This is a genomic window from Dyella sp. (assembly GCF_035685885.1).
GTDB lineage: Bacteria > Pseudomonadota > Gammaproteobacteria > Xanthomonadales > Rhodanobacteraceae > Dyella.
The window spans coordinates 1-26,291 of sequence record NZ_DASRZX010000037.1 but is presented as its reverse complement, the minus strand read 5'-3'; the positions used below and the strand labels follow the sequence as shown (position 1 = coordinate 26,291).

Annotated in this window: 26 protein-coding genes; 8 read left to right on the top strand and 18 right to left on the bottom strand. The window is 64.0% G+C overall.

The features are described from left to right. Positions 1 to 20: 20 nt before the first annotated feature. The 9 genes from VFG49_RS04570 to hppD form a co-directional block, all read right to left on the bottom strand. Positions 21 to 584: an SCO family protein gene (locus VFG49_RS04570; protein WP_324858330.1), complete on the bottom strand. Its 564-nt coding sequence runs from the start codon at positions 582 to 584 to the stop codon at positions 21 to 23. A gap of 10 nt (positions 585 to 594) precedes the next feature. After that, positions 595 to 1,311 carry a formylglycine-generating enzyme family protein gene (locus VFG49_RS04565; RefSeq protein WP_324858329.1) on the bottom strand — a complete coding sequence of 239 codons (717 nt, stop codon included), beginning with the start codon at positions 1,309 to 1,311 and terminating at the stop codon, positions 595 to 597. A 44-nt stretch (positions 1,312 to 1,355) separates the two neighbouring features. Then, positions 1,356 to 2,873, bottom strand: a complete 1,518-nt coding sequence (gene nirK, locus VFG49_RS04560; protein ID WP_324858328.1) for a copper-containing nitrite reductase — start codon at positions 2,871 to 2,873, stop codon at positions 1,356 to 1,358. A gap of 94 nt (positions 2,874 to 2,967) precedes the next feature. Continuing rightward, on the bottom strand, positions 2,968 to 3,735 hold the full coding sequence (locus tag VFG49_RS04555; protein WP_324858327.1) for a helix-turn-helix domain-containing protein: 768 nt from the start codon (positions 3,733 to 3,735) through the stop codon (positions 2,968 to 2,970). Between the two features lie 28 nt (positions 3,736 to 3,763). Further along, positions 3,764 to 5,164 (bottom strand): oxygen-independent coproporphyrinogen III oxidase, encoded by a 1,401-nt coding sequence (gene hemN / locus VFG49_RS04550; protein ID WP_324858326.1) that lies wholly within the window; start codon positions 5,162 to 5,164, stop codon positions 3,764 to 3,766. 121 nt (positions 5,165 to 5,285) lie between these two features. Then, positions 5,286 to 6,272 (bottom strand): fumarylacetoacetate hydrolase family protein, encoded by a 987-nt coding sequence (locus VFG49_RS04545; protein WP_324858325.1) that lies wholly within the window; start codon positions 6,270 to 6,272, stop codon positions 5,286 to 5,288. 64 nt (positions 6,273 to 6,336) lie between these two features. Then, the gene (gene hmgA, locus VFG49_RS04540) at positions 6,337 to 7,638 is read right to left on the bottom strand and encodes a homogentisate 1,2-dioxygenase (RefSeq protein WP_324858324.1); all 1,302 of its coding nucleotides are present in this window, start codon (positions 7,636 to 7,638) and stop codon (positions 6,337 to 6,339) included. 131 nt (positions 7,639 to 7,769) lie between these two features. Beyond that, positions 7,770 to 8,045, bottom strand: a complete 276-nt coding sequence (locus VFG49_RS04535; RefSeq protein WP_324858323.1) for an endonuclease domain-containing protein — start codon at positions 8,043 to 8,045, stop codon at positions 7,770 to 7,772. A 103-nt stretch (positions 8,046 to 8,148) separates the two neighbouring features. Continuing rightward, positions 8,149 to 9,246, bottom strand: a complete 1,098-nt coding sequence (gene hppD, locus VFG49_RS04530) for a 4-hydroxyphenylpyruvate dioxygenase (RefSeq protein WP_324858322.1) — start codon at positions 9,244 to 9,246, stop codon at positions 8,149 to 8,151. A 112-nt stretch (positions 9,247 to 9,358) separates the two neighbouring features. Between hppD and VFG49_RS04525 the strand changes: the two genes are divergently transcribed. After that, entirely contained in the window at positions 9,359 to 9,817 is a 459-nt protein-coding gene (locus tag VFG49_RS04525; protein ID WP_324858321.1) for a MarR family winged helix-turn-helix transcriptional regulator, read from the top strand. 91 nt (positions 9,818 to 9,908) lie between these two features. On the opposite strand, the gene VFG49_RS04520 is transcribed toward VFG49_RS04525, so the two are convergent. The 3 genes from VFG49_RS04520 to VFG49_RS04510 form a co-directional block, all read right to left on the bottom strand. Then, positions 9,909 to 11,510 (bottom strand): oligopeptide:H+ symporter, encoded by a 1,602-nt coding sequence (locus tag VFG49_RS04520; RefSeq protein WP_324858320.1) that lies wholly within the window; start codon positions 11,508 to 11,510, stop codon positions 9,909 to 9,911. Between the two features lie 150 nt (positions 11,511 to 11,660). Next, positions 11,661 to 13,169 carry an oligopeptide:H+ symporter gene (locus tag VFG49_RS04515; RefSeq protein WP_324858319.1) on the bottom strand — a complete coding sequence of 503 codons (1,509 nt, stop codon included), beginning with the start codon at positions 13,167 to 13,169 and terminating at the stop codon, positions 11,661 to 11,663. A 238-nt stretch (positions 13,170 to 13,407) separates the two neighbouring features. Further along, positions 13,408 to 14,256: a tryptophan 2,3-dioxygenase gene (locus VFG49_RS04510; protein ID WP_324858318.1), complete on the bottom strand. Its 849-nt coding sequence runs from the start codon at positions 14,254 to 14,256 to the stop codon at positions 13,408 to 13,410. Positions 14,257 to 14,468: 212 nt separating this feature from the next. Between VFG49_RS04510 and pdhA the strand changes: the two genes are divergently transcribed. The 3 genes from pdhA (at position 14,469) to VFG49_RS04495 (ending at position 18,085) form a co-directional block, all read left to right on the top strand. Beyond that, entirely contained in the window at positions 14,469 to 15,554 is a 1,086-nt protein-coding gene (pdhA, locus tag VFG49_RS04505) for a pyruvate dehydrogenase (acetyl-transferring) E1 component subunit alpha (protein ID WP_324858317.1), read from the top strand. Positions 15,555 to 15,557: 3 nt separating this feature from the next. Further along, on the top strand, positions 15,558 to 16,538 hold the full coding sequence (locus tag VFG49_RS04500; RefSeq protein WP_324858316.1) for an alpha-ketoacid dehydrogenase subunit beta: 981 nt from the start codon (positions 15,558 to 15,560) through the stop codon (positions 16,536 to 16,538). A gap of 164 nt (positions 16,539 to 16,702) precedes the next feature. Continuing rightward, positions 16,703 to 18,085: a dihydrolipoamide acetyltransferase family protein gene (locus VFG49_RS04495; RefSeq protein ID WP_324858315.1), complete on the top strand. Its 1,383-nt coding sequence runs from the start codon at positions 16,703 to 16,705 to the stop codon at positions 18,083 to 18,085. A gap of 274 nt (positions 18,086 to 18,359) precedes the next feature. Here the strand turns inward: VFG49_RS04495 and VFG49_RS04490 are convergent, their stop codons facing one another. Beyond that, on the bottom strand, positions 18,360 to 18,785 hold the full coding sequence (locus VFG49_RS04490; protein WP_324858314.1) for a globin: 426 nt from the start codon (positions 18,783 to 18,785) through the stop codon (positions 18,360 to 18,362). Positions 18,786 to 18,935: 150 nt separating this feature from the next. Between VFG49_RS04490 and VFG49_RS04485 the strand changes: the two genes are divergently transcribed. Together VFG49_RS04485 and VFG49_RS04480 are read left to right on the top strand one after the other, a co-directional pair. Beyond that, a complete protein-coding gene (locus VFG49_RS04485; RefSeq protein WP_324858313.1) occupies positions 18,936 to 19,319 on the top strand; it encodes a VOC family protein in 384 nt (127 codons plus the stop codon). A 51-nt stretch (positions 19,320 to 19,370) separates the two neighbouring features. Then, positions 19,371 to 21,089 (top strand): SulP family inorganic anion transporter, encoded by a 1,719-nt coding sequence (locus tag VFG49_RS04480; RefSeq protein ID WP_324858312.1) that lies wholly within the window; start codon positions 19,371 to 19,373, stop codon positions 21,087 to 21,089. 4 nt (positions 21,090 to 21,093) lie between these two features. Here the strand turns inward: VFG49_RS04480 and VFG49_RS04475 are convergent, their stop codons facing one another. Genes VFG49_RS04475 through VFG49_RS04455 form a run of 5 tightly spaced genes read right to left on the bottom strand, consistent with a single transcriptional unit; the run spans position 21,094 to position 24,890 of the window. Then, the gene (locus tag VFG49_RS04475; protein WP_324858311.1) at positions 21,094 to 21,732 is read right to left on the bottom strand and encodes a DUF6348 family protein; all 639 of its coding nucleotides are present in this window, start codon (positions 21,730 to 21,732) and stop codon (positions 21,094 to 21,096) included. A gap of 17 nt (positions 21,733 to 21,749) precedes the next feature. Then, positions 21,750 to 22,076, bottom strand: a complete 327-nt coding sequence (locus tag VFG49_RS04470; RefSeq protein ID WP_324858310.1) for a hypothetical protein — start codon at positions 22,074 to 22,076, stop codon at positions 21,750 to 21,752. A gap of 35 nt (positions 22,077 to 22,111) precedes the next feature. After that, positions 22,112 to 23,476 (bottom strand): tryptophan--tRNA ligase, encoded by a 1,365-nt coding sequence (locus VFG49_RS04465; RefSeq protein WP_324858309.1) that lies wholly within the window; start codon positions 23,474 to 23,476, stop codon positions 22,112 to 22,114. A 34-nt stretch (positions 23,477 to 23,510) separates the two neighbouring features. After that, positions 23,511 to 24,425, bottom strand: coding sequence for an arginase (gene rocF / locus VFG49_RS04460; RefSeq protein ID WP_324858308.1), 915 nt, complete (start codon positions 24,423 to 24,425; stop codon positions 23,511 to 23,513). A 9-nt stretch (positions 24,426 to 24,434) separates the two neighbouring features. Beyond that, positions 24,435 to 24,890, bottom strand: coding sequence for a rhodanese-like domain-containing protein (locus VFG49_RS04455; RefSeq protein WP_324858307.1), 456 nt, complete (start codon positions 24,888 to 24,890; stop codon positions 24,435 to 24,437). Between the two features lie 293 nt (positions 24,891 to 25,183). Here VFG49_RS04455 and VFG49_RS04450 point away from each other — a divergent pair, with 293 nt between their 5' ends. Further along, positions 25,184 to 25,381 (top strand): hypothetical protein, encoded by a 198-nt coding sequence (locus VFG49_RS04450; RefSeq protein ID WP_324858306.1) that lies wholly within the window; start codon positions 25,184 to 25,186, stop codon positions 25,379 to 25,381. A gap of 281 nt (positions 25,382 to 25,662) precedes the next feature. Further along, a complete protein-coding gene (locus VFG49_RS04445) occupies positions 25,663 to 25,980 on the top strand; it encodes a hypothetical protein (protein ID WP_324858305.1) in 318 nt (105 codons plus the stop codon). Positions 25,981 to 26,291 lie beyond the last annotated feature (311 nt).

Sequence of the window (26,291 nt, the reverse complement as noted above, 5' to 3'; positions counted from 1 at the left end):
TCAAACTGATCGCCGCCGCGTCAGGGGCCTGCGGTCGCCTTGCGGACAGCCGCCACGAATTCGGGATCCGCGCGGCCGATAATGGATGTGCGCGCGATCAAGCGACCCTCTGCGTCCAACAAGATGAGTTCGCTGGAATGATTGAAGTCACCGCCAGGAAGTTGGCGATATTGAAGGCCAAGCAGGGCAGCGAGTTGTCGTGCGTCCTGCGCACTGACGCGTGCAAGCGTCCAGGCGGGCGCGTGAAGCTTGCGCCGCTCCGCATACTGGCGGAGCGCATCAACACTGTCGCGGGCGGGATCGAAGCTGACCAGCAGCATGTCCATGCGGGCGCGCGACGGCTCATCCAATGCGTTGTCGGTGATCTGCATGGTGTCCACGATCATCGGGCAAACCATCGTGCACGACGTGTAGAACATCGACACCAGCTGGACGCGTCCACTGCGTGAGGACAGGGGCCAGGTGTGTCCCGCCTGGTCCGTCAGCTCGACCTTCAGCTGGTACGTCGAGTCCTTGGGCATATCGGTGCCAGCCGTGGCGACCGCGCTGATCAAGAGCAGCAGGAGAACGAATACTCGCTTCATGATTCCACTCTCAGTCGGATTTGGCACAACGGAAGCCGAGATTGACCGTGGTATCGACAGCCTTCAGCGAAGACAGCATGGCAACGCGCATCAGGATGGCGTAGTTCTCCTTCTCCTGGAGGCTCAGTGCGCCCGCACCGCAAAACTTGAGCTTGTCAGCGCCATCCTGATCGCGACTGTCTTGCCCCACCATCAGGGCATTGAAATCGTCCACCCACTCCCAGATCAGCCCATGCAGATCACGGATGCCGCGCACGTCCGACTGCCCCCCGATCAGGGGCAGAGGGGTGTTGGACGGACGGCTATACCAGGCCAGCGTCTGGTCCCGCCAGATGGGATCTTGGCGCGCATCGGTGCGGGTCGCGTCCGCAGCGGACGCATACTCCCACTCGTACCAGGAGGGCAATCGCGCCTTTTCGCTCTCGCAAAACGCCTGTGCCGCGAACCAGCTGACGCGCGTCACTGGCTGTTGCGGCAGCGCCTGGTCGCCAAGCTCGCTTGCGCCGGCCCAGTGCGAGAGGTAGCCGGTATCAGCAAATACCTTTGGCACGCGATCGCGACGCCATGCCGGATGCTTCAGCACGAAGGCCATAAATTCGGCATTCGTCACGGGCTCCGTACGCAAGCGAAACGCCGCGATGTGTGTGGGCGCTGCCTTGCCATCGGCCGGCAGAACGCTGGCGAAATCCCCAGCCGGCAGTGGAGCGTAATCCGCCACCACCGGCATGGTGAGGAGCAGGCCGGAAAGGATCGCGGCCAGCCGGCTCATCGTCAGTGCCCCGTCGCCGCCGCGGCGGGCGTGGCGCGCACCTTGGACACTTCTTCCTTGGTGACCTGCCCACCCGGGTTATCCCAGCTGTTGAGCACGAAGGTGAGGATGTTCGCCACTTCGTCGTCCGTGAGCTGTGCCATGGGCGGCATCACCGAGTCGTATTCCTTGCCGTTGACGGTGACCTTGCCGTTGAGACCATGCAGCGGAATGCCGATGAGGTGATTCTTGTCCTGCTTTGCGAGGTAATCGGACTTGGCCAATGGCGGGAATACACCCGACAGACCTTCACCATTGGCCTGGTGGCAGACTGAGCAAGTACCGGTGAACAGTTGCTTGCCCGCGGCAACCTGGTCGTCCTTGCTCAGCGTGCCTGTGGCATTGGCCTTGGCAGCCGCGGCCACCGCATGCATGTTGGGGTTGGCGCGATCACCCAGGTAGACCGAATCGACTTCCTTGCCGGAATAGATCGACTTGTTCTCCGGACCATCCACCTTGAGTATGCCCAGTGCGCCCTTGTTGAAGGCACGGAAGATGGAGTGATCGACCAGCACATAGCTACCCGGCACGTCGACATGGAACTCGGCCATCATCGCGCCGCCGGCCGGAATCAGCGTGGTCTGCACGTTCTCCTGCGCATGCGTGCCGCCTTCGTAATAGACCTTGTCGAAGATCTCGCCGATGACGTGGAAGCTCGACACCAGGTTCGGTCCACCGTTGCCCACGAAGAGGCGGACGTTTTCGCCGACCTTGGCGGTCAGCGCATGGTCGCCCGTCAGCGAACCCTCGCGGCCGTTGAACAGCACGTAGGTGGGATGCTCGGCAATCGCGGCATCCATGTCGAAGGGCTGATGTCCCTTCTCGCGATATTTGCCGGTCGTATAGAAGTCGCCCTGCATCACGTAGTACTCGTGGTCCACCTTGGGCAAGCCTTGCGGTGGCTCGACCAGGATCAGGCCATACATGCCATTGGCGACATGCATTCCCACTGGAGCCGTGGCGCAGTGATACACGTAGAGGCCGGCATTGAGGGCCTTGAAGGTGAACTGGCTCTCATGGCCGGGCGCCGTGAAGCTCGATGCCGCGCCGCCGCCCGGACCCGTCACGCCGTGCAGGTCGATGTTGTGCGGCATCTTGTTGTCAGGCGAATTCTTGAGATGGAACTCCACCGTGTCGCCCTGGCGCACGCGAATGAAGCTGCCGGGCACGGTACCGCCAAAAGTCCAGTAGGTGTAGGTGACGCCTTCGGAGATCGACATCTCCTTCTCGATCACTTCCAGATCCACGATGACCTTGGCGGGATGATCGCGATGGATCGGCGGCGGCACGTTGGGTGGCACACCGAGTTCGGCCCGGATGGGCTCACCTTGTGGCGGACCAAAATCGACAGGCGCCATGAGTGGCGCCGGGCTCGCGGCCGCAACGACGGCGAGAGGCGCCGCGGCACCCGACTTGCCGGCGAGTACAGCAGCAGGCAGCAGGCTCGCGGCAATGAGAGCGGTGGCAATCAATCGTGACATGGGTTTCTCCCTGTAATCCCGTAGCCAGACTAGGGAGCGCCCTGGATCTCCGCTTGACTGATGTCAGAGACGACGGCGACGGTCCTCAAATGCGTCAACCTGCCGCGTAGTTTTCATCCTTCGCGAGTTCGCGCAGGCCCTGGCAATTGAGCAACGTGACCGAGCGGCCATGGATATCGATAAGACCCTGGTTGCGGAATCGACCGATGACGCGACTCACCGTTTCCGCCGCGAGGCGCAGGTAGTTGGCGATGTCTCCGCGCGCCATGCTCAGGCGGAAATGCGTTCCCGAAAAACCACGCGCTCTGTAGCGATCGCCAAGGTCTAGCAGGAAGGCAGCCATGCGTTCATCCGCCGAGTGGTCCGCGGCCAGAAAAGTCGCGGTGCCGAGTTCCTTGCTGAGCAACCGGAAGAGATGCGCCTGCAAAGCCGGCATCCGTGTGGCAAGCGCGCTCATCGCCGGGAACGAGAAGCGGCAGAACTGGGCTGCCTCAAGCGCCACCGCGTCACAGGGAAACTGATCGGGATAGATGGCGTTGAGCCCGATGACCTCGCCGGGAAGATAGAAGCCGAGCACCTGTTCGCGACCATCCTTGTCCACCACGCAGGTCTTTACGGTACCCGCGCGAACAGCATAGATCGCGCGAAACGGATTGCCGGTGCGAAAGACATGTGCGCCGGTGCGATACGGACCGACGTGTTCGACCAGGCAATGCAGGGCCATGAGCTCGCCCTTGCCATAGCCCACCGAAAGGCAGGCATCGGAGAAGGCGCAGGTACTGCAAAAGTGGAGCTCGTCGCCATCGTCGGCGATGGGGTTAAGCCATCCGAGCGAGCACTCCGTGGATTTCCCCGTTTGCATCTAGCGTCCCCTTTCTGGATCGCGTCTATCAAATCGTGCGCGAATAGCGGGCCGATTCGCTTGGCTGGTTGAGGTACGCGTCGAAGCACATGGCGACATTGCGCAGCAGCAGCCTGCCGCGCGCCGTCACACGGATGGTGGTTTCGTCCCGTGTCACGAGGCCATCCGATGCCTGTTCGTCGAGGCGCAGCAGCTCCGCGGCAAACATGCGGGGGAAATCGAGCTGGTGCTTCTCGCCGAATTCGGCCATGTCCAGTTCGCCGTGGCACATCAGCTCGCTGATTGCCGCGCGACGAACGATGTCGTCGCGATCGAGCTGGATGCCGCGGGCGATCGGCAGACGCCCCGCGTCCAGGGCGGCTTCGTAACCGATGAGGTCGCGCGCGTTCTGGCTGTAGCTGTCGCCGATGCGGCTGATGGCGCTTACGCCAAGGCCGACGATGTCGCATTCGCCGTGCGTGGAATAACCCTGGAAATTGCGCTGCAAGGTGCGCTTGCGCTGAGCTTGGGACAGTTCGTCGTCGGCCTTCGCGAAATGGTCCATGCCGATGTACAGATAACCGGCCTGGCGCAAGCGCTGAAACGCGCGACCGAACAAGGCCAGCCGCGTGGCGGGATCAGGCAGCTCTGCCGCCTCGATGTGCTTCTGCGCCTTGAACAGGTTGGGCAGGTGCGCGTAGCCGTATACGGCGACACGATCCGGCGACAAACCGACCACCTCGTCGAGCGTGCGATCGAAGCCATCCAGCGTCTGCCTGGGTAGCCCATAGATAAGATCCACGCTCGCCGAGCCGTAGCCAGATGCGCGCGCCGCATCCAGCACTTCGCGCGTCTGCTCCACGCTCTGGATACGGTTCACCGCCGCCTGCACGGCGGGATCGAAATCCTGGATGCCCACCGAGATGCGATTGAAGCCCAACGTCGCCAGCTCGCTGATGTAGCGCCCATCGGCAAAGCGCGGATCGATCTCGATGCCATATTCGCGCTCGCCATGGCGGCGATAATTGAACTGCCGCTCCAGCGCCTCGATCACCGCGGTCATGCGCGGCAGATCGAGGAAATTGGGAGTACCTCCGCCAAAGTGCAGCTGCTGCAGGGGCCGATCGCGATCGAACATCGGGCCGGCCAGGGCGATTTCGCGGTGCAGCCGCTCCAGATAGTGGTCGGCCTTGCTCACTTCGCGCGTGATGACGCGCATGCAGCCGCAGTAGAAGCACGGACTGAAGCAGAACGGCACGTGCACGTACACGGACAACGGGCGCGGTACCGGCTCCTCGTTCGAAGCGAGTGCGGCGGCTTTTAGGGAATCCTCGGTGAATCCGGCGTGGAATTGCGGCGCGGTCGGATAGCTGGTGTAGCGCGGACCGGCGACGTCATAGCGCGCAATGAGCGCGGCGTCGAATTCAGGGAGGATGTCATGTGTGCGCATGCGCGAAGTATCCTCGCGCGCATGCGCACTACCCTGACGTCTGTCAGGGTAGTGCGACAATTAGCGTAGGCTCACAGTGAACCATCCTGTAGTACTTACGGCGGTCACCGCGCGAACGGACTCAACGCTTGAGCGGAGCGATGACCTGCTCGATGGAACCGAAGATCGACGCGCCTGCGGCATCCGTCACGTCGATGCGCAAGGTGTCGCCGAACGTGAGGAACGGCGTGCTCGGCTTGCCATCGCGCAGCGTTTCCACCGTGCGCTGCTCCGCCAGGCAGGATGCGCCCTTGCCGGTGTCTTCGTTGGCGATGGTACCCGAGCCGACGATGGTGCCCGCCGTGAGCGGACGCGTCTTGGCAGCGTGGGCCACCAGCTGGGCGAAGCTGAACTGCATGTCGACGCCGCATTCGGCTTCGCCAAACCACTGGCCATTGAGCCAGGTCCGCATCGGCAAGTGCAGTTTGTCTCCCTGCCACGCGTCGGCCAGTTCGTCGGGCGTGACCAGAACCGGGGAGAGCGCGGAACGCGGCTTGGACTGCAGGAAGCCGAAGCCCTTGGCGAGCTCCGCGGGGATGAGCCCGCGCAGCGAGACGTCGTTGATCAGGCCGACCAGCTGGATATGCTCGCTGGCCTGCGCCGCGGTAACGGCCATGGGCACGTCGTCGGTCACCACGACCACTTCGGCCTCGAGGTCGATGCCGTAGTCTTCGCTGGGCACCACGACGGGATCGCGCGGCCCCAGAAAGCCCGCACTGGTAGCCTGATACATCAACGGGTCGGTGTAGAACGATTCGGGCACCTCGGCACCACGCGCACGGCGCACGCGCTCCACGTGCGGCAGATAGGCGCTGCCATCGACGAACTCGTACGCACGCGGCAGCGGCGACGCCAGTGCGGCCATGTCGAGCTCGAAGGCACCCTGTGCCTTGCCGGCATTGAGGTCTTCCGACAAGGCGTTGAGGCGCGGCGCTACGTTCGACCAGTCGTCCAGCGCGGCCTGCATGGTCGCGGCGACGCCAGTGGCCTTCACGGCCTTGGACAGGTCGCGGCTGACCACGATGAGCGTACCGTCACGGCCGCCTTCCTTCAGGGAACCCAATTTCATGTTTTGCTCCGCAGGCGGCGTTTCGCGCGCGCCTTGTCGTTTTTGTGAATGCGTGGACTGTCGCTTACTTGCCGGTGAAGTGCTTCTGGATGCCCTGCCAGCACTCGTAGTAGTTGCCCTGCAGTTCCGGCGCTTCCAGCGCCTGCTTCGTCGGGTGGATGACGCGGCGCGTTTCGAACATGAAGGCCATCGTGCCGGTGATCACGTCTGGCTGGCTCAGGTCGCGCGTGGAAGCTTTTTCGTACGTGGCGGCATCGGGGCCATGGCCGCTCATGCAGTTGTGCAGCGAGGCGCCACCGGGCACGAAGCCCTCGGCCTTGGCATCGTAGGCGCCGGTGATCAGGCCCATGAACTCGCTGGCGATATTGCGATGGAACCACGGCGGGCGGAAGGTGTTCTGTGCCACCAGCCAGCGCGGCGGGAAAATCACGAAGTCCATGTTGCTCACGCCCGCCGTGTCGCTGGGCGAATGCAGCACGAGGAAGATGCTGGGATCGGGATGATCGAAACTGATCGAGCCGATCGTGTTGAAGCGGCGCAGGTCGTACTTGTACGGCGTGTAGTTGCCATGCCAGGCGACGACGTCGAGCGGCGAGTGATCGATCTGCGCGCGCCACAGACTGCCCTGGAACTTGGCGACGAGTTCGAAAGTACCTTCCACGTCTTCGTACGCTGCCACGGGCGCGAGGAAATCACGCGGATTGGCCAGGCCGTTGCTGCCGATCGGCCCGAGATCGGGCAAGCGCAGCAGCGCGCCGAAGTTCTCCGCGATGTAGCCGCGCGCAGTGCCGTCGGGCAGTTCCACGCGAAAGCGCACGCCACGCGGGATCACGGCGATCTCCAGCGGCTCCACGTCGATCACGCCCAGTTCGGTCGCCAGGCGCAGGCGCCCTTCCTGCGGCACGATCAGCAGTTCGCCATCGGCGTCGTAGAAGAAGCGCCCGTGCATCGAGCGATTCGCGGCATACAGGTGAATGCCCACACCGGACTGCTCGGCTGCGCCGCCGTTGCCGGCCATGGTGACGATGCCATCGAGGAAGTCCGTAGGCACCGCAGGCATCGGCAGCGGATTCCAGCGCAGCTGGTTGGGGTTGGCCGGCACCTCGGCGAAGCGGTTGTGGAAGCGGCCTTCAGGCATGGCCTCGAACGGATGGTGCATCGCCGCCGGCCGAATGCGGTACAGCCAGCTGCGCCGGTTGCTGTGGCGCGGCGCGGTGAAGGCGGTGCCGGACAACTGCTCGGCGTACAGCCCGTGGGCCGCACGTTGGGGCGAATTCTGCCCTTCAGGCAGTGCACCCGGCATGGCCTCGGTGGCGAATTCGTTGGCGAAACCGGATTGGTAACCGTGAACCTGCATCGTGCTCATTGCTCTTCGCCTTGAAGCCCCTCTCCCGTCGATAGAAGGGTTGGGGCATTGCCACCTTCACGGTGGAGAGGGTTCGGTTTTCAACGGCGCCGAGGATCGCATCGAGCACCGCTTCGGTCTGCTGCATGACCTCAATTGTCCCAGTAACGCAGAACCATGAGGCCGAGTGATTCAGGATAACGGCTGCGGATCGCATCCGTGCTTCCGCCATGCTGCGAACCATCCAATTCAATTACCAGCTTGGCAGCTTCGCAATAGAAGTCGGCCACGTACGGAGAGATCGGATGCTGTCGACGGAACTTCCAGCCATTGAGCCGGCCAGCACGCAGGTGCTGCCAAAGGCGAAGCTCGGCATCCGTGCTTGTCTGCCTCAAATCGCGAGCGCGCTCGCGGACTTTTGTTGGCAACGGTGGCTTCCTGCCTCCCCGCATTACCGCACCCTCTCCACCGTGAAGGTGGCAATGCCCCCACCCCTCCCCCCAAGGGAGAGGGGCTTTAGAGCAAAGCGTTTTACAGCACGCCGCGCTTCATCTGGTCGCGTTCGATCGACTCGAACAGCGCCTGGAAATTGCCCTCTCCGAAACCCTCGTTGCCCTTGCGCTGGATGATCTCGAAGAAGATCGGGCCGATGTTGTTCTGCGTGAAGATCTGTAGCAGCTTGCGCTGCTTGGTCTCCGGGTCGGCGTCGATCAGGATCTTGTTCTTGGCCAGGCGCGGCACGTCTTCGCCATGATCGGGGATGCGCATGTCGATCACGTCGAAGTAGGTGTCCGGCGTGTCGAGGAATTCCACGCCCTGCGCGCGCATCGCTTCCACCGTGTCGTAGATATTGTCGGTGAACAGCGCGATGTGCTGGATGCCTTCGCCGTGATAAGCGTCGAGATATTCGTTGATCTGCGATTTCGGGTCGCTCGATTCGTTGAGCGGAATGCGCACGATGCCGTCCGGCGCGGTCATCGCCTTGGACACCAGGCCCGTCTTGGCACCCTTGATGTCGAAGTAGCGGATCTCGCGGAAGTTGAACAGGCGTTCGTAGTAATCCGACCACTTCTGCATGTTGCCGAAGTAGAGGTTGTGCGTGAGGTGGTCGATGAAGGTCAGGCCAAAACCCTTCGGGTTGAGGTCAGCACCCGGGATCGGCGCGTAATCGTCGCCGTAGATGCTGCCCGTGTCGCCATAGCGGTCGACCAGGTACAGCATGCAGTCGCCGATGCCCTTCACCACCGGCGCATTCACCGCCTTGGAGCCTTCGGCCTGCGCGTCCATGGCTTCGCCGCCATTGGCCAGCACGGTGGCGCGCACTTCACTGGATGGCCGGGTGAAGCGGATCGCGAAACCCGCGGCGCAGGGGCCGTGCGCCTCGGCGAACTTGGCGGCGAACGATGCCGGGTCTTCGTTGACCAGCAGGTTCACGCCGCCCTGGCGGTAGACCGTGATCGGACGCGATTTATGCTTGAGCACGGCGCTGAAACCCATGCTCTTGAACAGATCATGCAGTTCCTGTCCGCGGCCGGCCGGGGCGGCGAACTCGACGAACTCGAAGCCGTTGATCCCCATGGGATTTTCGAAGGTAGTGACCTGCATGCCAACATTGGGCTGCGCGCTCATGGGAATCTCCTGATGGGTCGATGCTCAATGGCCCTACGCCAAGCGTGCGACCATCCTCATAATCCTGACGTTATAGTTACATATGAAACCAGTTGCAAGGAGCATTGCATCAGTGTCCGATGACCGCCATCCCGACCACGCTCCGCTGGAACTGGAGCATTTCCTGCCCTACCGGCTCTCGATCCTTTCCAACGCGGTCAGCCAGGCCATCGCCGACGATTACCAGCGGCGTTTCGACCTGAGCATGACGGAATGGCGGGTCATGGCCGTGCTGGCGCGCTTTGACGGCCTGTCGGCCCGGGAAGTGGCCGAGCGCACCCTGATGGACAAGGTGGCGGTAAGCCGGGCACTGGCCAAACTGGTGGAGGCCGGCTGGGTGACCCGGGCCACCCACGACGGCGACAAGCGCCGCTCCGTGCTGGACCTGAGCGAAGCCGGCTGGGCCGTGCACGAGGTGGTGGCGCCCATGGCGCGGGCGCATGAGCGCAATCTGCTGGAAAAGCTCGACGAGGAAGAGCGCACCTGGCTGGTGCGCATCCTGGACAAGCTGCAGGCGATTGAACCGAAATAGCGAGGAGTGAGGAGTCAGGAGCGAAAAACGAGAGAGAGCCACTGGCTGGCCGTTCTTCTCTCACTCCTCACTTCTCTTCACTCACTCCTGATCATTTGACCCCGTGCATCAACCGGTTGATCAGCGGCGCGATCACGAACAGCAGCACGCCGGCGCCCGCCAGCAGCCAGAAGCTGAAGGTGAAGCCGCTGAGCGCGGAGGCTACGGTCATGCCGGTTTCGCCGCTGACGTGGCCGGCGAAGATGCCCGACAGGTTGTTGCCGATGCCGGTGGAGAGGAACCAGCCACCCATGGCGAAGCCCACCAGGCGTACCGGCGCCAGTTTGGTCACCATCGACAGGCCGATTGGCGACAGGCACAGCTCGCCGAGGGTCTGCAGCACGTAGACCAGCACCAGCGGCCAGAACGGGATCAGGTTCCGGCTGTCGACCAGGCTGGAGAGCGCGTACATCAGCACGACGAAGGCCAGAGCGTTACCTAGCAAGCCCAGGCCAAACTTGCGCGGGATCGACGGCTCCATGTTGCGCTTGTCCAGCCAGCCCCAGGCGATCGATACGAACGGCGCCAACAGCACCAGCGACAGCGGCGCAACCGACTGGAACCAGCCCACCGGGAACACCCAGCCGCCGAACATCTCGCGATCCACGATGTTCTGCGCCAGGAAGTTGAACGAGCTGCCGGCCTGTTCGTAGAACATCCAGAACAGCACGTTGAACACGAAGATGATCAGCATCGCGATCACGCGGTTGCGCTGCACTTTGCCTTCGCGAATGCCTTCCACCAGCAGCAGCGTCGACAGGCCCAGGAACAGCGCTCCAAGCACCCAGGCAAGCATCGTCGCCGCGGGCAAGGTTTTCTCGTAATCGACGATGCCGTTGACGAGGGTTGGCTTGATGGCCCCCAGATCGAGCAAAGCCTTGGCGACCAGCGTTGAGAAAGCGCCACCCAGAAGGAAGTACACCAACGGAATGGCCAGCAGGCAGCCGATGAACACATAGGCGACGCGCATGCGGTTGGCCTGCTCCGGCGACGGTCGGCCGACGCCCTTGAGCTGGCGGCGGCCGACCCAGAACCAGAACAGGCTGATCAACATGCCAATGCCTGAAGCCAGGAACACCAGCTTGTAGTTCTGCTGCATCGGCGTGTCGGTGAAATGACTGGCCAGCCAGCCAGTCAGCAGCGGCGAAAACAGCGCGCCGGCATTGATGCCCATGTAGAACAGCGTGAAGCCGCGGTCGCGGCGCGCGTCGCCCACGCCGTAGAGCTGGCCCACCATGGAGGAAATGTTCGGCTTGAACAGGCCGTTGCCGACGATCACCGTGGAAAGCCCGAGCAGGAAAACCTGCTCGTTAGGGATCATGATCATGAACAGGCCGGCCGACATCACCACGGCACCGACCAGGATGGAACGCTGGTAGCCGATGACACGGTCAGCCACATAGCCGCCGAACACCGCCGCCGCGTAGACCAGCGCGAGGTAGGCACCATAGGTGCGGCTGGCAAAGCCCTGCCCCGCCGGATCGTTGTGGAAGAACTCCGCCACGATGTACAGCGTCAGCGCCCAGCGCATGCCGTAGAACGCGAAGCGCTCCCAGAACTCCGTCATGAACAGCATCCACAACGGACGTGGATGGCCCATGGTCTGCGGGTAGCCAGGTGCCGACGGCGCGGCGCCCGTGTTGGGATAGGACATGCGTTCCCCTGTTGGGTGCGGGTCGGCACTCGCGTGCGAACCGAAGTTGGAGCGGACCGGAGATGTAACCGGCCGCCCGCAACTCCGTCAAATGCACCGCAACATTTTACGATTTGCGAACAAATCCTTGGGACATCGTCACTTAGACGCTCAGCGCACGCCGTGCATCAGCCGATTGATCAGCGGCGAGATCACCAGCAACAACACGCCGGCGCCTGCCAACAGCCAGAAACTGAAAGTGAAACCGGCCAGCGCCGATGCAGCGGTCATACCGCTCTCGCCACTGATCTGGCCCGCCAGCAGGCCCGACAGGTTGCCGCCCACCGCCAGCGACAGGAACCAGCCACCCATCGCCACGCCCACCAGGCGCGGCGGCGCCAGCTTGGTCACCATCGACAGGCCGATCGGCGACAGGCACAGCTCACCGATGGTCTGCAGCACGTAGCAAGCCGTCAGCGGCCAGAACGGGATAAGGCCGTGGCTGTCCACCGAATAGGTCAGCGCGTACATGAGCGCGGTGAAGCCCAGGCCGTTGAACAGCAGGCCCAGACCGAACTTGCGCGGGATCGACGGCTCCTTGTGCCGCCGGGCCAGCAACGACCACACCTGCGTCACCAGCGGCGCCAGCAGGATGATCGCCAGCGGGCTCACCGACTGGAACCAGCCGACCGGGAACATCCAGCCGCCGAACATTTCGCGGTCCACCATGTTCGCTGCAAGGAAATTGAACGAGGTGCCGAGCTGGAAATACATCATCCAGAACAGGATGTTGAAGGCGAAGATGATCAGCATCGCGATCACGCGATGCAGCTGCACGCGGTCGTGGCGCATGGCTTCCACGATCAGCATCGCCGCCACGCCGATGAACAGCAGGCCCAACAGCCACTGCAGTCCGCTGGCGCCGATGAAGGCCAGCAGCAGGTACACCAGCGGCACCGCCACTGCCACGCCCAGCAGCACCCACACCACGCGCAGGCGGCTGGCGGCTTCCGGTGCCGGGCGACCCACGCCCTTGAGCTGGCGCCGGCCGAACCAGAACCAGAACAGGCTCAGCACCATGCCCACGCCCGCCGCGCCGAACACGATGCGGTAGTTCTCCTGCGTCGGGGTGTCGGTGAAATGGCTGGCCAGCCAGCCGGTGAGCAGCGGCGCCAGCAGCGCGCCACCATTGATGCCCATGTAGAACAGCGTGAACCCGCGGTCACGTCGCTCGTCCTTCGGCCCATAGAGCTGGCCAACCATGGAGGAAATATTCGGCTTGAACAGGCCATTGCCGACCACGACCATCGCCAGGCCAAACAGGAACAGCTCCTTGCTCGGCAGCATCACCACGAACAGGCCTGCTGCCATCACCAACGCGCCGATCAGGATGGACCGCTGGTAGCCGATCACCTTGTCGGCCACGTAGCCGCCAAAAATGCTGGTGGCGTAGATCAATGCGGTATAGGCGCCATAGATCTTGCTGGCCCACGCTTCGCCCGCCGGATCGCCGTTGAAGAAGTGCGCGACGATATAGAGCGCCAACGCCCAGCTCACGCTGTAGAACGCGAAGCGCTCCCAGAACTCGGTCATGAACAGCATCCACAAAGGACGCGGATGTCCCAGTGTTTGCGGGTAGTCGGGCACCGGCGCGGGTGCGGTTTCAGCGGTGTTGCTCATGCATGCCCCTTTGCAAGCAATGCGGTGCGATGTGCGCCGCGGAATTTTTGTAAGCGCCTGTTCGCCGCCTCAACCGAGTTTTCGCCTCACCGTCATCCCCGCGAAAGCGGGGATCCAGCGACCTTCAAGCCAAGTCAGAGGCGCTGGATTCCCGCTTTCGCGGGAATGACGGTGAGGGGACAGCCACGATCCGGGGGCGTGAACAAGCTCTGACGATTGAAACGGCCCAGGGACCGAGTTAGTTGCCCAGCTCTGTCCTTACATCCAGCAACTCCGGGAAAAACTCCAGCTCCAGCGCCTTCCTGAGGAACGCCACGCCCGACGACCCGCCCGTGCCGCGGCGGTGCCCGATGATGCGTTCCACGGTTTTCATATGGCGGAAACGCCACAGCTGGAAACTTTCCTCCATGTCCACCAGCTGCTCGCACATGTGGTATTCGGGCCAGAACGACGTGCGGTTTTCGTAGATGCGCTTGAACACCGGCAACAGGCCGTCGTTGCGCTGGTGCGGTTGCGACCAGTCGCGCTGTCGAAGCTCGGCGGGAATCGCATGGCCGCGCCGCGCGAGGTAGCCCAGGAATTCGTCGTACAAGCTCGGCGCTTCCAGTACCGCGCGCAGGTCGGCCTGCGCCGCCGCGTCATAGGCGAACACCTGCAGCATCTGCGCGTTCTTGTTGCCCAGCAGGAATTCGATCTTGCGATATTGCAGTGACTGGAAGCCCGACGAGGCACCCAGCACGCCGCGAAATTCCAGGTATTCCGACGGCGTGAGCGTTTCCAGCACTGCCCATTGCTCGAACAGCTGGCGCTGCACCTGCTTCACCCGCGCAAGAATTTTCAGGCATGGGTCGAGGTCGTCTTCGCGCAGGTGGGCGATCGCCGCCTTCAGCTCATGGATGATGAGCTTCATCCACAGCTCGGCCACCTGGTGCTGCACGATGAAGAGCATCTCGTCGTGGTGCGGCGGGTCGCTCAGTGGCTGCTGGGCCGTCAGCAGCTGGTCCAGCCGCAGGTAGCCGCCATAGGTCAGTCGCCCGTTCAGGTCGAGTTCGATACCGGCCTCAAGGTCGCGCTGGTTCTCGGTCATGTCGATCCGGAGTGCGGAAAAGTCCGCATGGTAACCGGTGTTACGGCCGGCCCCGTACGAGGGCGCATGCTGCACCGTGCCTTGCGGCGCAACATGCCCCCCTGTAACAATTTCGGTCTTGCTCAGAGCTTTATACGCGTCGCTGGCCCCACTGGATGGGCCGCCGCTTCCCAGCATCCCAGATCTCCATTAACTCTCTCCGGGAGCGAGTTGTGTCCATCGCCGCCAAGTTCGAAATCGAATATCTGCAGTATCTCGATGCGGAAGGCAAGCAGGTTCGTGATGACCTGCCTGAATTCGCCAAAGACCTGAACCACATGGTCGAGCTGTACAAGCTGATGCTGTCGACCCGCGTGTTCGACGCCAAGTCGGTGGCCTTGCAGCGCACCGGCAAGCTCGGCACCTATGCCAGCTGCCTGGGCCACGAGGCCGCGCACGTGGGCATCGGCAGCGCGATGCGCCCGGAAGACGTGTTCGCACCGAGCTATCGCGAATACGGCGCCCAGCTGTACCGCGGCGTGCAGCCGCGCGAGGTGTACATGTACTGGGGCGGCGACGAGCGCGGCAACGACTACCAGAACGAACCGGCGCGCCACGACTTTGCCTGGTCGGTGCCGATCGCCACGCAGTGCCTGCACGCCGCCGGCTCCGCGCTGGCCTTCAAGATCCGCAACGAAAAGCGCGTGGCTGTGTGCACCATCGGTGACGGTGGCTCGTCCAAGGGAGACTTCTACGGCGCCATCAACATCGCCGGCGCGCAGAACCTGCCGATGGTGGCGGTGATCGTCAACAACCAGTGGGCCATCTCCGTGCCGCGCAAGATCCAGTCCGGTGCCCCGACGCTGGCGCAGAAGGGCATCGCGGCCGGCCTGTGCTGCATCCAGGTGGACGGCAACGACATCATCGCCGTGCGCAAGGCCATGGGCGATGCGCTGGACCGCGCGCGCAACGGCGAAGGCGGCAGCGTGCTGGAGCTGGTGACCTATCGCCTCAGCGACCACACCACCGCTGACGACGCCCGCCGCTACCGTGGCGAGCAGGAAGTGAAGGACGCCTGGGCGAAGGAGCCGATGAAGCGCCTGCGCAACTGGCTCGTTGCCAAGGGCGTGTGGGACGACGCCAAGGAAGAAGCCTGGAAAACCGAGTGCGACGACTGGATGGACAACGAGGTGAACGCCTACCTCGAGACCAAGACCCAGCCGGTCACGGCGATGTTCGACTACACCTTCGCCGAAGTCCCCGCCGATCTCGCCAAGCAGCGCGATTACGTTCTCTCGCTTGAAAAGAAGGCCCATTAAGTCATGGCACAGATCACTCTTATCGAAGCCGTCACCCAGGCGCTGGCCTATGAAATGGCCCATGACGACAGCGTCGTCGTGCTCGGTGAGGACGTCGGCGTCAACGGCGGCGTGTTCCGCGCCACCCAGGGCCTGCAGGAAAAGTTCGGCGAACTGCGCGTGCTCGACACGCCGCTGGACGAAACCACCATCGCCGGTGTCACCGTGGGCCTCGCCGCCCAGGGCATGAAGCCGGTGGCCGAAGCGCAGTTCGAAGGCTTCATCTATCCGATGATGGAGCAGATCGCCTGCCACGCCGCCCGCCTGCGCAACCGCACGCGCGGCCGCATCACCGTGCCGGCCGTGTGGCGTGCCCCGTGGGGCGGCGGCATCCGTGCGCCGGAGCATCATTCGGAGGCGAACGAGCACCTGTTCACCAACATCCCGGGCCTGCGCGTGGTGATGCCGTCGTCGCCGGCGCGTGCCTACGGCCTGCTGCTCGCCGCGATCCGCGATCCGGATCCGGTGATGTTCTTCGAGCCCAAGCGCATCTACCGCCAGTACAAGGAAGAAGTACCGGATGACGGCGAAGCGCTGCCGCTGGATGTGTGCTTCGTGCTGCGCGACGGCACCGACGTCACCATCGTCACCTGGGGCGCCCAGGTGAAGGAAGCGCTGGAAGCCGCCGACGAGCTCGCCGCCGACGGCATCAGCGCCGAAGTGATCGACGTCGCCACCCTGACCCCGCTGGACTTCGACACCATCGCCGAGTCGGTGCAGAAGACCGGTCGCTGCGTGATCGTGCACGAAGCGCCCAAGACCGCCGGCTTCGGCGCGGAAATCGCTGCGCGGCTGGCCGAGGAATGCATGTACGACCTGCTGGCGCCGGTCGAGCGCGTCACTGGCTTCGACACGCACATTCCGCTGTTCCGCCTGGAAATGAAGTACCTGCCGAGCACCGAGCGCGTGGTGGAAGCCGCCAAGCGCACGCTGGCAGCAAGCTAAGCTCTTCAGGCTCCTCCCCCTGCGTGCAGGGGGAGGCTGTGAGGGGGCAACACCCAGCGAAGCGCAGCCTTTTCGTGGTGGCTTCACCCCTCCTCAACCCTCCCCTGCTGCACTCAGGAGAGGGGTCAAGCAACGAACACCCCAAAACTTTCGGAACTCCGATCATGGCCGACATCAAGACGTTCTACCTGCCGGACCTCGGCGAAGGCCTGCCCGACGCCACCATCGTCGAGTGGCACGTGAAGGAAGGCGACAACATCAAGCTCGACGCGCCGCTGTGCTCCATGGAAACGGCCAAGGCCGTGGTCGACGTGCCGTCGCCGTACACCGGGAAGGTCACCAAGCTGCACGGTGCCGCTGGCGACATCATCGAGACCGGTTCGGCCCTCGCCGAATTCGAGCCCGACCCGAACGCCAAGCAGCGTGCCGAAGCCGAGTCCACCGGCCACCATCACGGCCCGAAGAAGGGCGCGGGCAGTGCTGCTGCCGAGCCGAAGAAAGTCGTCGCTTCCGATGAAGGCGGCGAGATCGAAAGCAATGGCTCTGATCGTGAAGACGAAGGCACCGTGGTCGGCGCGATGATCTCCGGCAGCCACGTGCACGTGGAACAGGCCAGCAGCGTCGGCGGCGTGAAGGCCGTGCCGGCGGTGCGTGCGCTCGCCAAGAAGCTCAAGGTCGACCTCACCCGCGTGAAGCCGACCGGCGCCGACGGCGTGGTCACCATGGCCGACGTCAAGAACGCCGCCGCCAATGGCAGCGCCGCACTGGGCGCCGCCCCGGCACGCGCTGCGGTGCCCGCTTCCGCCGGTCGCCACCTTGCCCCGCAGTTGCCCGAACCCGAGCCGGCCCGCACGGCCACCTCGCTCGCCGGCAAGCCCGTGCGCACGGCGCCGCCGAGCGTGCAGGCCAGCGGCCAGCCGGAACAGCTCAAGGGTGTCCGCCGCAACATGGCGCGCGTGATGGCCGAAGCCCACGCCAACGTGGTGCCGACCACGCTGGTCGATGACGCCGACCTGCATGCCTGGATCGGCAAGCAGGACATCACCGCCCGCCTGATCCGCTCCATCGTGGTCGCATGCAAGACCGTGCCGGCGCTCAACGCCTGGTTCGACGGCAAGAACCTCACCCGCACGCTGCATCCGCACGTGGACATCGGCATCGCCGTGGACACCGAGGAAGGCTTGTTCGTGCCTGCGCTGCGCAACGCCGACGTGCTCGACGGCGCCGGCATCCGCGCCGCGATCAAGCGCCTGCGCACCTCGGTGGAAGATCGTTCGATTCCGGCCTCGGAGCTGTCGGGCTACACCATCAGCCTGTCCAACTTCGGCATGTTCGCCGGTCGCTACGCCACGCCGGTCGTCGTGCCGCCGTGCGTCGCCATCATCGGCGCCGGCAAGCTGAGCCACGACGTGGTGGCGGTGATGGGCGGCATCGAAGTGCATCGCCGCATGCCGATCTCGATCACCTTCGACCATCGCGCCGCCACCGGTGGCGAAGCCGCGCGCTTCCTCAAGGCGCTGCTGGACGACTTGTCGCTGCCGAACTGACGGTTGTCGCTTCACGAAAAACCCCGGCAATGCCGGGGTTTTTTGGCCTTCGAATGTTCATCATTCCGCAGGAGCCGGACAGTCATTCAACGCGGAACGCTCGAAGGTTGTCCCGGACGGGCGCGCGTGGCGAGTTGACCGACGCCTTTTCGATTTGGCGAAGGCAAGGCGGCGGGTGGGCCGTGTCGCCTTTGTATGGCGCCTCACGCATGCGCAGCGATAGCGCGCAAGCCAACAAAGCGGAGACTCTCGATCTCCCAAGCGCTAAGCACACTCAGTAATGTTCGACAAAATACGCCGTGGTGTGATCGAGCGCCTTGCGCCAGCGCTGCTCCAGCGCGAAGTCGTATTCGGGATCGTGCTCGGCAATCGCGCGCAGCAGGCTGTCCGACCAGTACGGATAAAGCGCAGGGGGCACCGGCGCCCTGCCGTTGCGGCCGTGCACCTGGGCCATTTCGATCATGGTGCGGCGTGTCAGCGTGCTGCCGCCGGCATACGCGACGGCCGCGCTGATGCCACGTCGAAGCGCGAGGAACTGCGCGCTGAAATCGGTGTGCCGGAACATGGCGGGAATGTCCGGATGGCTCGCCATGAATATCTCGTAGAAACGGGCGATGAACCCGCCGTGGCGCAGGCAGCGTCCGTAGCTGGTCTGTAGATCGTCGAAGGTATCCATCGTGCCAGCCTCCTGCGCGGACATCGGCTTCTCCAAGCCCGCGCAAGCTAGCACGCACCTCGGCGCCGCCCGTAGAGGCGCATGGTCGCAATATCGCCGGCCTCGCGTATTGACGGACCTTCGACCCATGCACGGCTATATGGGCGACATCCCTGCACCGATCGGAGTGGACTCATGCATCGCAGCCGTCTGTGCACCATCGTCATCGATTGCCAGAACCCGGACATGGCGGATGCCACCACCTTCTGGAGCCGCGCGCTTGGCAAATCCATCGTTACCGTCGACCAGGACGGCGACGGGCGCTATGCGGAACTCGCCACCGCGGACGACGAGCTGATCGTCCTGCTTCAGCGCGTGGAGCACGAAAGTCGCGTGCATCTGGACATCGAGACCGATGACCTCGAAGCGGAAGTGGAGCGACTGGAAAAGCTGGGCGCCACGCGCGTTGCATATACACGCGACCGCTGGTGGGTCATGCAGGCACCGACCGGTCATCGCTTCTGCGTGGTGCGGCGACAGCGTGAGGCATTCGGTCCGCATGCGAATCTGTGGGAATGAGGGCGCGCACCATGCAACCGCATCGCATGCCTGAAGCATCCGCGATACGCCATGACTGAGCCTTCTCCTCCCGGGCGATTCGCGCGCCTGATGCCCGGCTTGTGGGAGTTGCTGCATTACCGCCGCGAGTGGCTGCGTAACGATGTGCAGGCGGGCCTGTCCGTCGCCGCGGTAGCCTTGCCCGTCAGCATCGCCTACGCACAGCTCGCCGGTTTCAGCCCCATCGTCGGTCTTTACAGCACCGTGCTGCCGATGATTGCCTACGCGCTGTTCGGTTCGTCGCGCCAACTCATCGTGGGACCTGACGCCGCCACGTGCGCGATGCTGGGAGCCACGCTGATGCCGCTGGCGTTGCCCGGCAGCGATGAATACCAATCCTACGCGATGTCGCTCACGCTCATCACGGGCTTGCTGTGCGTGGTCGCCAGCCGGTTCCACCTGGGCTTTCTTGCCGACTTTCTTTCGCGACCGATCCTGATCGGGCTGCTCAACGGCGTGGCCGTCACCATCCTGGTCAGCCAGGCGGGCAAGGTGCTGGGCATTGCCTTGTCGGGCAGCGACACCATCGGCCGGGCAGGATCGCTGATCACGCAGCTGCCGCGCACGCATTGGCCAACCGCGTTTTTGTCGGCGGGCACGTTCGGCGTGTTCTTCCTGGTCAAGTTGCTGTGGCCGCGCGGGCCAGCCTCCCTGCTCGCCCTGGCGGTCGCCGTCATCGCCACCTGGGCGCTGGGCCTCGCTGGAAAAGGCGTGGCCGTCGTGGGCACGCTACCCTCGGGTTTCCCCACCTGGGTGGCGCCGGCGCTGCCACACGAATTGCTGGGCACGCTGATTCCAGCGGCCGGTGCCCTCGCCTTGATCACCTTCAGCAGCGGCATGCTGACGGCGCGCAGCTTTGCGGCGAAGAACGACTACCGGGTCGATGGCGACCAGGAATTTCTCGCGCTTGGCGTCTCGCATCTGGCCAGTGCGGCATGCCAGGGTTTTGCGGTCAGCGGTTCGAGCTCGCGCACGGCGGTGAACGATGCCACAGGTGGCAAGAGTCCGCTGGTGTCGATCGTGGGCGCACTGGCCATCCTGCTGGCGATGACCCTGTTTTCCGGCGTGCTGGCGATGCTGCCGATCGCAGCATTGAGCGCGATCCTGATAGCCGCGGCGATCAGCCTGATCGACCTGGGCGGGTTGCGCGAATTGCTTCGCTTCAGTCGCGGAGAACACGCCATCGCCTGGACCACCGTAACAGGCGTCGTGCTGTTTGGCGTGATGTCCGGCATCCTGCTGGCAGTGGCCATCGCGCTGCTGTATTTCCTGTCGCAGGTGCGCCGGCCTGCCGAGCAGCAGTTTGGACAGATCGACGGCCAAAGCGGCTTCTACGAACTGGCGCACTACCCCGAAGCCCATGCCATCGCGGGCCTGCTCATCTATCGCTTCGAATCGCCGCTGACGTTCTTCAACGCGGACTATTTCCGCCAGCGCATCGAACATCTCGCCGCCTTGCACCATCCTCACTGGGTGATCATCGACGCGATCTCGATGACGAAGACCGACATCACGGGCTTCTTCGTCATCGACGAATTGCGGCGCGTCCTCGATCATCATGGAATGCAACTGGTGATCGCCGGACGCACGCCGCAGATGATCAAGCGAATGACGCGCGCCGGCCTGCCACCGGAGCAAACGGGAATCCTCTACTTCCCTTCGAGGCAAGCCGCCGTGCAGGCCTATCGGCAACGCTTTGGCGATGAACCTTCGGCAGACGCCGGCCGGTGAAGCGTCAGTAGTCGCGTATATCCAGCGCGAGGAAGCCCCGCACGCTGTAGCCATCACCCTCCGGCCACGACAGCGCGCTGACGCGGCGATCGCCGGCGGGCCACGGGGCATTGTCGAGCAGCACTTCGGCGCTCACCTGGCCATCAGCGCCACGACGATGGAACACGCGGACCCAGTGCAGCTCCTGGCTGAGCGCTTCGCCTTGCAGCGCTTCGCGCAACGCCGGCAGGATGTCCTGCGGCGCGTCGACGCCTTCGCGGCTCGACAGCCATGGCCCAGCAAAGATGTCCCACGTGCGTATACCCATGTCCCAGCCGAAGGTCTGCACCCGGCGATCGTCGGTCACGTACCAGCAGGCCGCGAGCACCACATGGAAGACACTGCGCTCGAAGGCCTCCAGCGCACTGCGGCACCCGGCCTCGCCACCGCCGACACCGGCGAAGCTTTCCTCGATATGACGCTCTTCGCTGAGCACGATATCGACGTCCAGACGTCCGGGCTCGCCGGTGGCGCCTTCATGCCAGCTGGCGCGAACGGCGGGAAAATCGCCATCGGTCACCAGCCAGTCTTCGTCGGGCTCCAGCTCGACGCTGTGGCGCTCGAACAGGCGCAGGAGGTATTGCTGCAGCGCGGCGTCTTGCATGGAGTTCTCCTCGAGGTTTACTGCGCGCGTGGGCGCCACAACAGTTGGCGCACGATCATCGCCAGCACCAGCACCAGCACACAGGCGCCATAGCCATACAGCGCCGGCAGCACCTGCTGCCAGATCGCGCCACTGGACGGTCCGTACTGACCGACAGTCGGCACGGTGGCGGTATCGAATGCGGCCGTGGCGCATTGCACGGCTGCGAACGCGGCCAGCAGCAGCGCCGCAAGGTCGAAAGCACGGCGCGCAGGCGTGCGCGGCAGGCTCTTGGGATAGGCCCAGAATGCCCAGCCGAGGATCAGCAGCCACGGCGCCAGCAACAAAATGGCGAGGTAACGCATGCGTCAGTTCACTCCATGGGCCAACGGGGTTGCGCTCATTCCTGCGCGGCAAGCTGGTCGAGCGCACTGCGCAGGCGGGTCAGTGCTTCGTCACGCGCGTGTTCGCCGTCGTAGTCGGGCGTGGCGGCAACGTGTTCGCCGTCCAGTTCCAGCACCAGCGAAAGCGGCTGCACCTGCACGACGGCGCTCGTCGCGCCCAGCTCCTTGATGCGCTTCTGCAGCACGCCGGCAGCCTTGGGATCGACGAACGATTTCGACAGCAGCAGTTCTTCGCCATCCGCGGAGAACAGGCGGAAGCGGAAGCTGCCATCGGCGTCGCGGAAACTGGCGAAACGCGGCATCTTGCCGGATTTGGACGCAGCCTTGGCCACGCCAGCCTGCGGCGCGACCGCCACGCCCGAACGCAGGCCGATCGCATCGCGCAGTTCGGCGATCTTCGGTGCGGCGATGGCGCGGGCTTTTCGGGCGCCTTCCTGCAGGATCTCTTCGATCACGCCGGGACGCGCCATCAATGCATCGTAGCTGTCGCGCATCGGTGCCACGTCCACCTCGATGCGCTCGAACAACACCTGCTTGGCTTCACCCCAGCCGATGCCGTTGACCAGCGCCGCGCGAAACGCCTCCGACTCGGCCTCGCTGGCGAACGCGCGGAAGATGGTGAACAGCGACGAGCTGTCCGGGTCTTTCGCCTCGCCCGGCGGGCGCGAGTCGGTGACGATGCGCATGATCGTTTCACGCAACTGCTTCTGGCCGCCGGAGAACAGCGGAATGGTGTTGTCGTAGCTCTTGGACATCTTGCGACCGTCCAGGCCCGGCAGCGTCGCCACCTGCTCTTCGATCACCGCTTCCGGCAGCGCGAAGAACTCGCGGCCGTAGATGTGGTTGAAGCGCTGCGCAATGTCGCGCGCCATCTCGATGTGCTGGATCTGATCGCGACCCACCGGCACCTTGTTCGCGTTGAACGCCAAGATGTCCGCGGCCATCAGCACCGGGTACATGTACAGGCCCGCGGTGATGCCGGCATCGGCGTCTTCGCCCGATTCGGTGTTCTTGTCCACCGCGGCCTTGTACGCATGCGCGCGATTGAGCAGGCCCTTGGCGGTGACGCAGGTGAGGAACCAGGTGAGTTCCGGAATCTCCGGAATGTCCGACTGGCGATAGAACGTGACCCGCTGCGGATCGAGACCCGCGGCGAGCCACGTCGCGGCGATCTCCAGGCGGGAACGCTCGATGCGCGCCGGGTCGTCGCTCTTGATCAGCGCGTGGTAGTCGGCCATGAAGTAGAACGCGTCGACATCGTCTCGCCAGCTGGCCGCCACCGCCGGGCGGATCGCGCCGACGTAGTTACCCAAATGCGGGGTGCCAGTGGTGGTGATGCCGGTCAGTACGCGGGTCTTCATGAGCTCTCGTTCTTGGTGTCGTTACGGGGGGTGTTCAGCGGATCAGCGTGGACTTGCCGAACAGCGATTCGACCAGGTCCACGGCGAGACGCGCAGTCTGGTTCTTCTTGTCGAAGGCGGGATTGAGTTCGACGATGTCGAGCGAGCCGACGCGGCCGGTGTCGGCAATCATCTCCATGCACAGCTGCGCCTCGCGGTAATTCGGGCCGCCGCGAACCGTGGTGCCCACGCCCGGCGCGATGGCCGGATCGAGGAAATCCACGTCGAAGCTGATGTGCAGGTGCGTGTTGTCGTCGACGCCGGCCAAAGCCTCTTCCATCGTGCGCTTCATGCCGACTTCGTCGATGTGGCGCATGTCGAAGATGCTGACCTTCGATTCGCGCACGAGGCGCTTTTCATCCTCGTCCACCGAGCGGATGCCGATCTGGCGATAGACGTCGGGCGTGGTGGCGGGCACGTGGCCACCCACTTCCAGCAGCTCTCTGGGACCTTTGCCGCACAGGCACGCCACCGGCATGCCGTGGATGTTGCCCGACGGCGTGACATCGGCGGTGTTGAAGTCGGCGTGCGCGTCCAGCCACAGCACGCGCAACTGCTTGCCCTGCTCGCGGCAATGGCGGGCCACCGCGCTGATCGAGCCGATGGCCAGGCAGTGATCGCCGCCCAGCATGATCGGCAACCGGCCAGCTGCCAGTTCCGCATGGACGGCTTCATGCACGGCCTGGTTCCAGGCCAGCACTTCGGGCAGGTGGCGGTAACCGTTGTGCGGCGGCTGCCACGGATTGAGCGGCCCCTGCAGGTTGCCGCGATCGACCACGTCCAGCCCGCGCTTGGCGAGCCTGGCGCCAAGATTGGCCACGCGCAGTGCTTCCGGACCCATCGAGGCGCCGCGGTGGCCCGCGCCGATGTCGGTGGGAACGCCAATCAGGGAAATTGACTTGTTGACCATGGAAACCTGTCAGTGGGGTTGACCGGAACCGGCGGCGCCTTCGCGCACCAGCGGCAGTTGCTGTTGATGCCAGCCGTTGAGGCTGCCTTCGAGCAGTCGCACGTGGCTGTAGCCCAGCGACTGCAGCGTCTCCTGGGCACGCGTGGCGCGCCGACCGGAGACGCAGTACACCACGATCTCGCGATCGCGGGGCACGGCCAGGGCGCCGGCACGATTACCGAGTTGTTCGACGGGGATATTCAGCGCGCCGGCGATATGCCCGTCGCGATACTCATCCGCGCGACGCACGTCGAGCAGCAGCGGCGCCTGGCCCGCCTGCTGGCGTTCCACCAGCTGCGTGGCGGAAAGCGCGGCGTCCGTCGCCATTGCCGCACTGGCAACAGCCAGCATGAGGGAGGCCGCCACGAAGCAGGCGCGCGTACGGAACATCGGTGTGGTGATGCGACTGAGGATGTCGCTCAACATCTTGATTAACCTAATTTATGTCGGCGCCGCACGAGTCGGTCGCCATGCAGGGTTTATGGCCGGAAGCGGCGCATGCGCCGGAGTGTCCTGCCCGCCGTCCATTCTACCCGGCCGCGCCGATTAGTCAGCCGAAGCGAATCCCTTTCGCAGGGAAAGCGCCAACGGTTCGCCCTGCTACGGGCTTTCGAGCCGGGGGAACGCCCGCACCTGTCGGCAGTGGACTGTCGTGCCCCGCCCCCAGGGCATCGAAATGCGCACCATCCAGTCCGTCCCTGCAAACCCGTGGAGCATGCTTGCGTTTGATGCGTGGCGACGCCACGGCACGCGCGAACTACTACAAAGCGGCGCTCGGCGGCACGCAGAATCCGGCCTGGATGAGGGCGAATGAAGTGCGTGCCCGCGAGAACCTGCCGCCCATCGACGATGGCGACTCGCTGGCGAAACCGGAGCCAGCGCCAGCGGTGGACGCGGGCGAACGAGCGAAAGCGTAGGGAGCGAACGCGCTTCCGCTGGCGGGGCGCTCAGGCGTGCGACGGCCTGACAAAACGTCGACCTGCCTGAAGCGGGCATTGCGTAGTTTGCTGAGAGCGGCACGCCAAGCGCCGCTCAAGTTGCACAGTTTCGGGAGCTGGCTGGCGAATTCGGCCTCACGCCGGTCAGCCTGGCGAAGCTGCCGGCGCCCGGCGCCGACCAGTCAACCGGATCTGTATTGCTTGCAACCTCATCGCTATTATTTGCGACTATTCGTAAGTTGGCTTCGAAGGGGAAAGCTTTGAAATATCTGCTTGTTGCTATTGCCATGCTCATGGTGGTGGGCTGCTCGCAATATGAAAGTCAGGCTAAACATGCCGTCCAGATGAATTTAAAAGACCCTGATTCCGTTCAATGGGGTCCTATTGTCAGCAGTAATGAACGCGATGCTACGTACGGCAAACCGCATCCAATCGTCTGCGGCTCCTTTAATTCAAAAAATTCTTGGGGCGCATATAGCGGCTTCGAGTATTTCATTTGGGACGATGGCGTACTTCACACAGGTAACGAGGCGGAATTCATGATGCCGCGCTGCCCAAGTGGATGGGCGCGAGCGTGAGTTCAGCCTGCCCGCGCTGTGGCTTCGAGAACTCTGGAACCGGCCCAATCTGCTCCGGATGCAATCGGCACCAGGGGCGTGTCCTAGGTTTTGTGTAAACGGGCTACAGGCAGGACACTGCCATCTGACCCGGAGACACCATGAGTCCACGCAAGCACGAGGTACCCGACTGAATCGCCCCGGGTTTCGTGGAGGCCCGTTGGGTTAAGTCATGCCGCCACGCGGGTGGCTTGACTGGCGAGTTGCCGATAGTAGTTTGCTTCAGCCTCTGCAGGCGGAATATAGCCGATGGGTTCCAGCAGGCGATGGTG

Bases quoted from the DNA above. Each gene is read 5' to 3' on its own strand.
- hmgA (WP_324858324.1), bottom strand. From the start codon at position 7,638: ATGAGCACGATGCAGGTTCACGGTTACCAATCCGGTTTCGCCAACGAA.
- VFG49_RS04485 (WP_324858313.1), top strand. From the start codon at position 18,936: ATGCATCGCAGCCGTCTGTGCACCATCGTCATCGATTGCCAGAACCCG.
- VFG49_RS04520 (WP_324858320.1), bottom strand. From the start codon at position 11,510: ATGTCCTATCCCAACACGGGCGCCGCGCCGTCGGCACCTGGCTACCCG.
- VFG49_RS04470 (WP_324858310.1), bottom strand. From the start codon at position 22,076: ATGCGTTACCTCGCCATTTTGTTGCTGGCGCCGTGGCTGCTGATCCTC.
- VFG49_RS04545 (WP_324858325.1), bottom strand. From the start codon at position 6,272: ATGAAATTGGGTTCCCTGAAGGAAGGCGGCCGTGACGGTACGCTCATC.
- hemN (WP_324858326.1), bottom strand. From the start codon at position 5,164: ATGCGCACACATGACATCCTCCCTGAATTCGACGCCGCGCTCATTGCG.
- rocF (WP_324858308.1), bottom strand. From the start codon at position 24,425: ATGGTCAACAAGTCAATTTCCCTGATTGGCGTTCCCACCGACATCGGC.
- VFG49_RS04495 (WP_324858315.1), top strand. From the start codon at position 16,703: ATGGCCGACATCAAGACGTTCTACCTGCCGGACCTCGGCGAAGGCCTG.
- VFG49_RS04515 (WP_324858319.1), bottom strand. From the start codon at position 13,169: ATGAGCAACACCGCTGAAACCGCACCCGCGCCGGTGCCCGACTACCCG.
- nirK (WP_324858328.1), bottom strand. From the start codon at position 2,873: ATGTCACGATTGATTGCCACCGCTCTCATTGCCGCGAGCCTGCTGCCT.
- VFG49_RS04565 (WP_324858329.1), bottom strand. From the start codon at position 1,311: ATGCCGGTGGTGGCGGATTACGCTCCACTGCCGGCTGGGGATTTCGCC.
- VFG49_RS04510 (WP_324858318.1), bottom strand. From the start codon at position 14,256: ATGACCGAGAACCAGCGCGACCTTGAGGCCGGTATCGAACTCGACCTG.
- VFG49_RS04555 (WP_324858327.1), bottom strand. From the start codon at position 3,735: ATGCAAACGGGGAAATCCACGGAGTGCTCGCTCGGATGGCTTAACCCC.
- VFG49_RS04455 (WP_324858307.1), bottom strand. From the start codon at position 24,890: ATGTTGAGCGACATCCTCAGTCGCATCACCACACCGATGTTCCGTACG.
- VFG49_RS04570 (WP_324858330.1), bottom strand. From the start codon at position 584: ATGAAGCGAGTATTCGTTCTCCTGCTGCTCTTGATCAGCGCGGTCGCC.
- hppD (WP_324858322.1), bottom strand. From the start codon at position 9,246: ATGAGCGCGCAGCCCAATGTTGGCATGCAGGTCACTACCTTCGAAAAT.
- VFG49_RS04465 (WP_324858309.1), bottom strand. From the start codon at position 23,476: ATGAAGACCCGCGTACTGACCGGCATCACCACCACTGGCACCCCGCAT.
- VFG49_RS04500 (WP_324858316.1), top strand. From the start codon at position 15,558: ATGGCACAGATCACTCTTATCGAAGCCGTCACCCAGGCGCTGGCCTAT.
- VFG49_RS04490 (WP_324858314.1), bottom strand. From the start codon at position 18,785: ATGTCCGCGCAGGAGGCTGGCACGATGGATACCTTCGACGATCTACAG.
- VFG49_RS04475 (WP_324858311.1), bottom strand. From the start codon at position 21,732: ATGCAAGACGCCGCGCTGCAGCAATACCTCCTGCGCCTGTTCGAGCGC.
- VFG49_RS04480 (WP_324858312.1), top strand. From the start codon at position 19,371: ATGACTGAGCCTTCTCCTCCCGGGCGATTCGCGCGCCTGATGCCCGGC.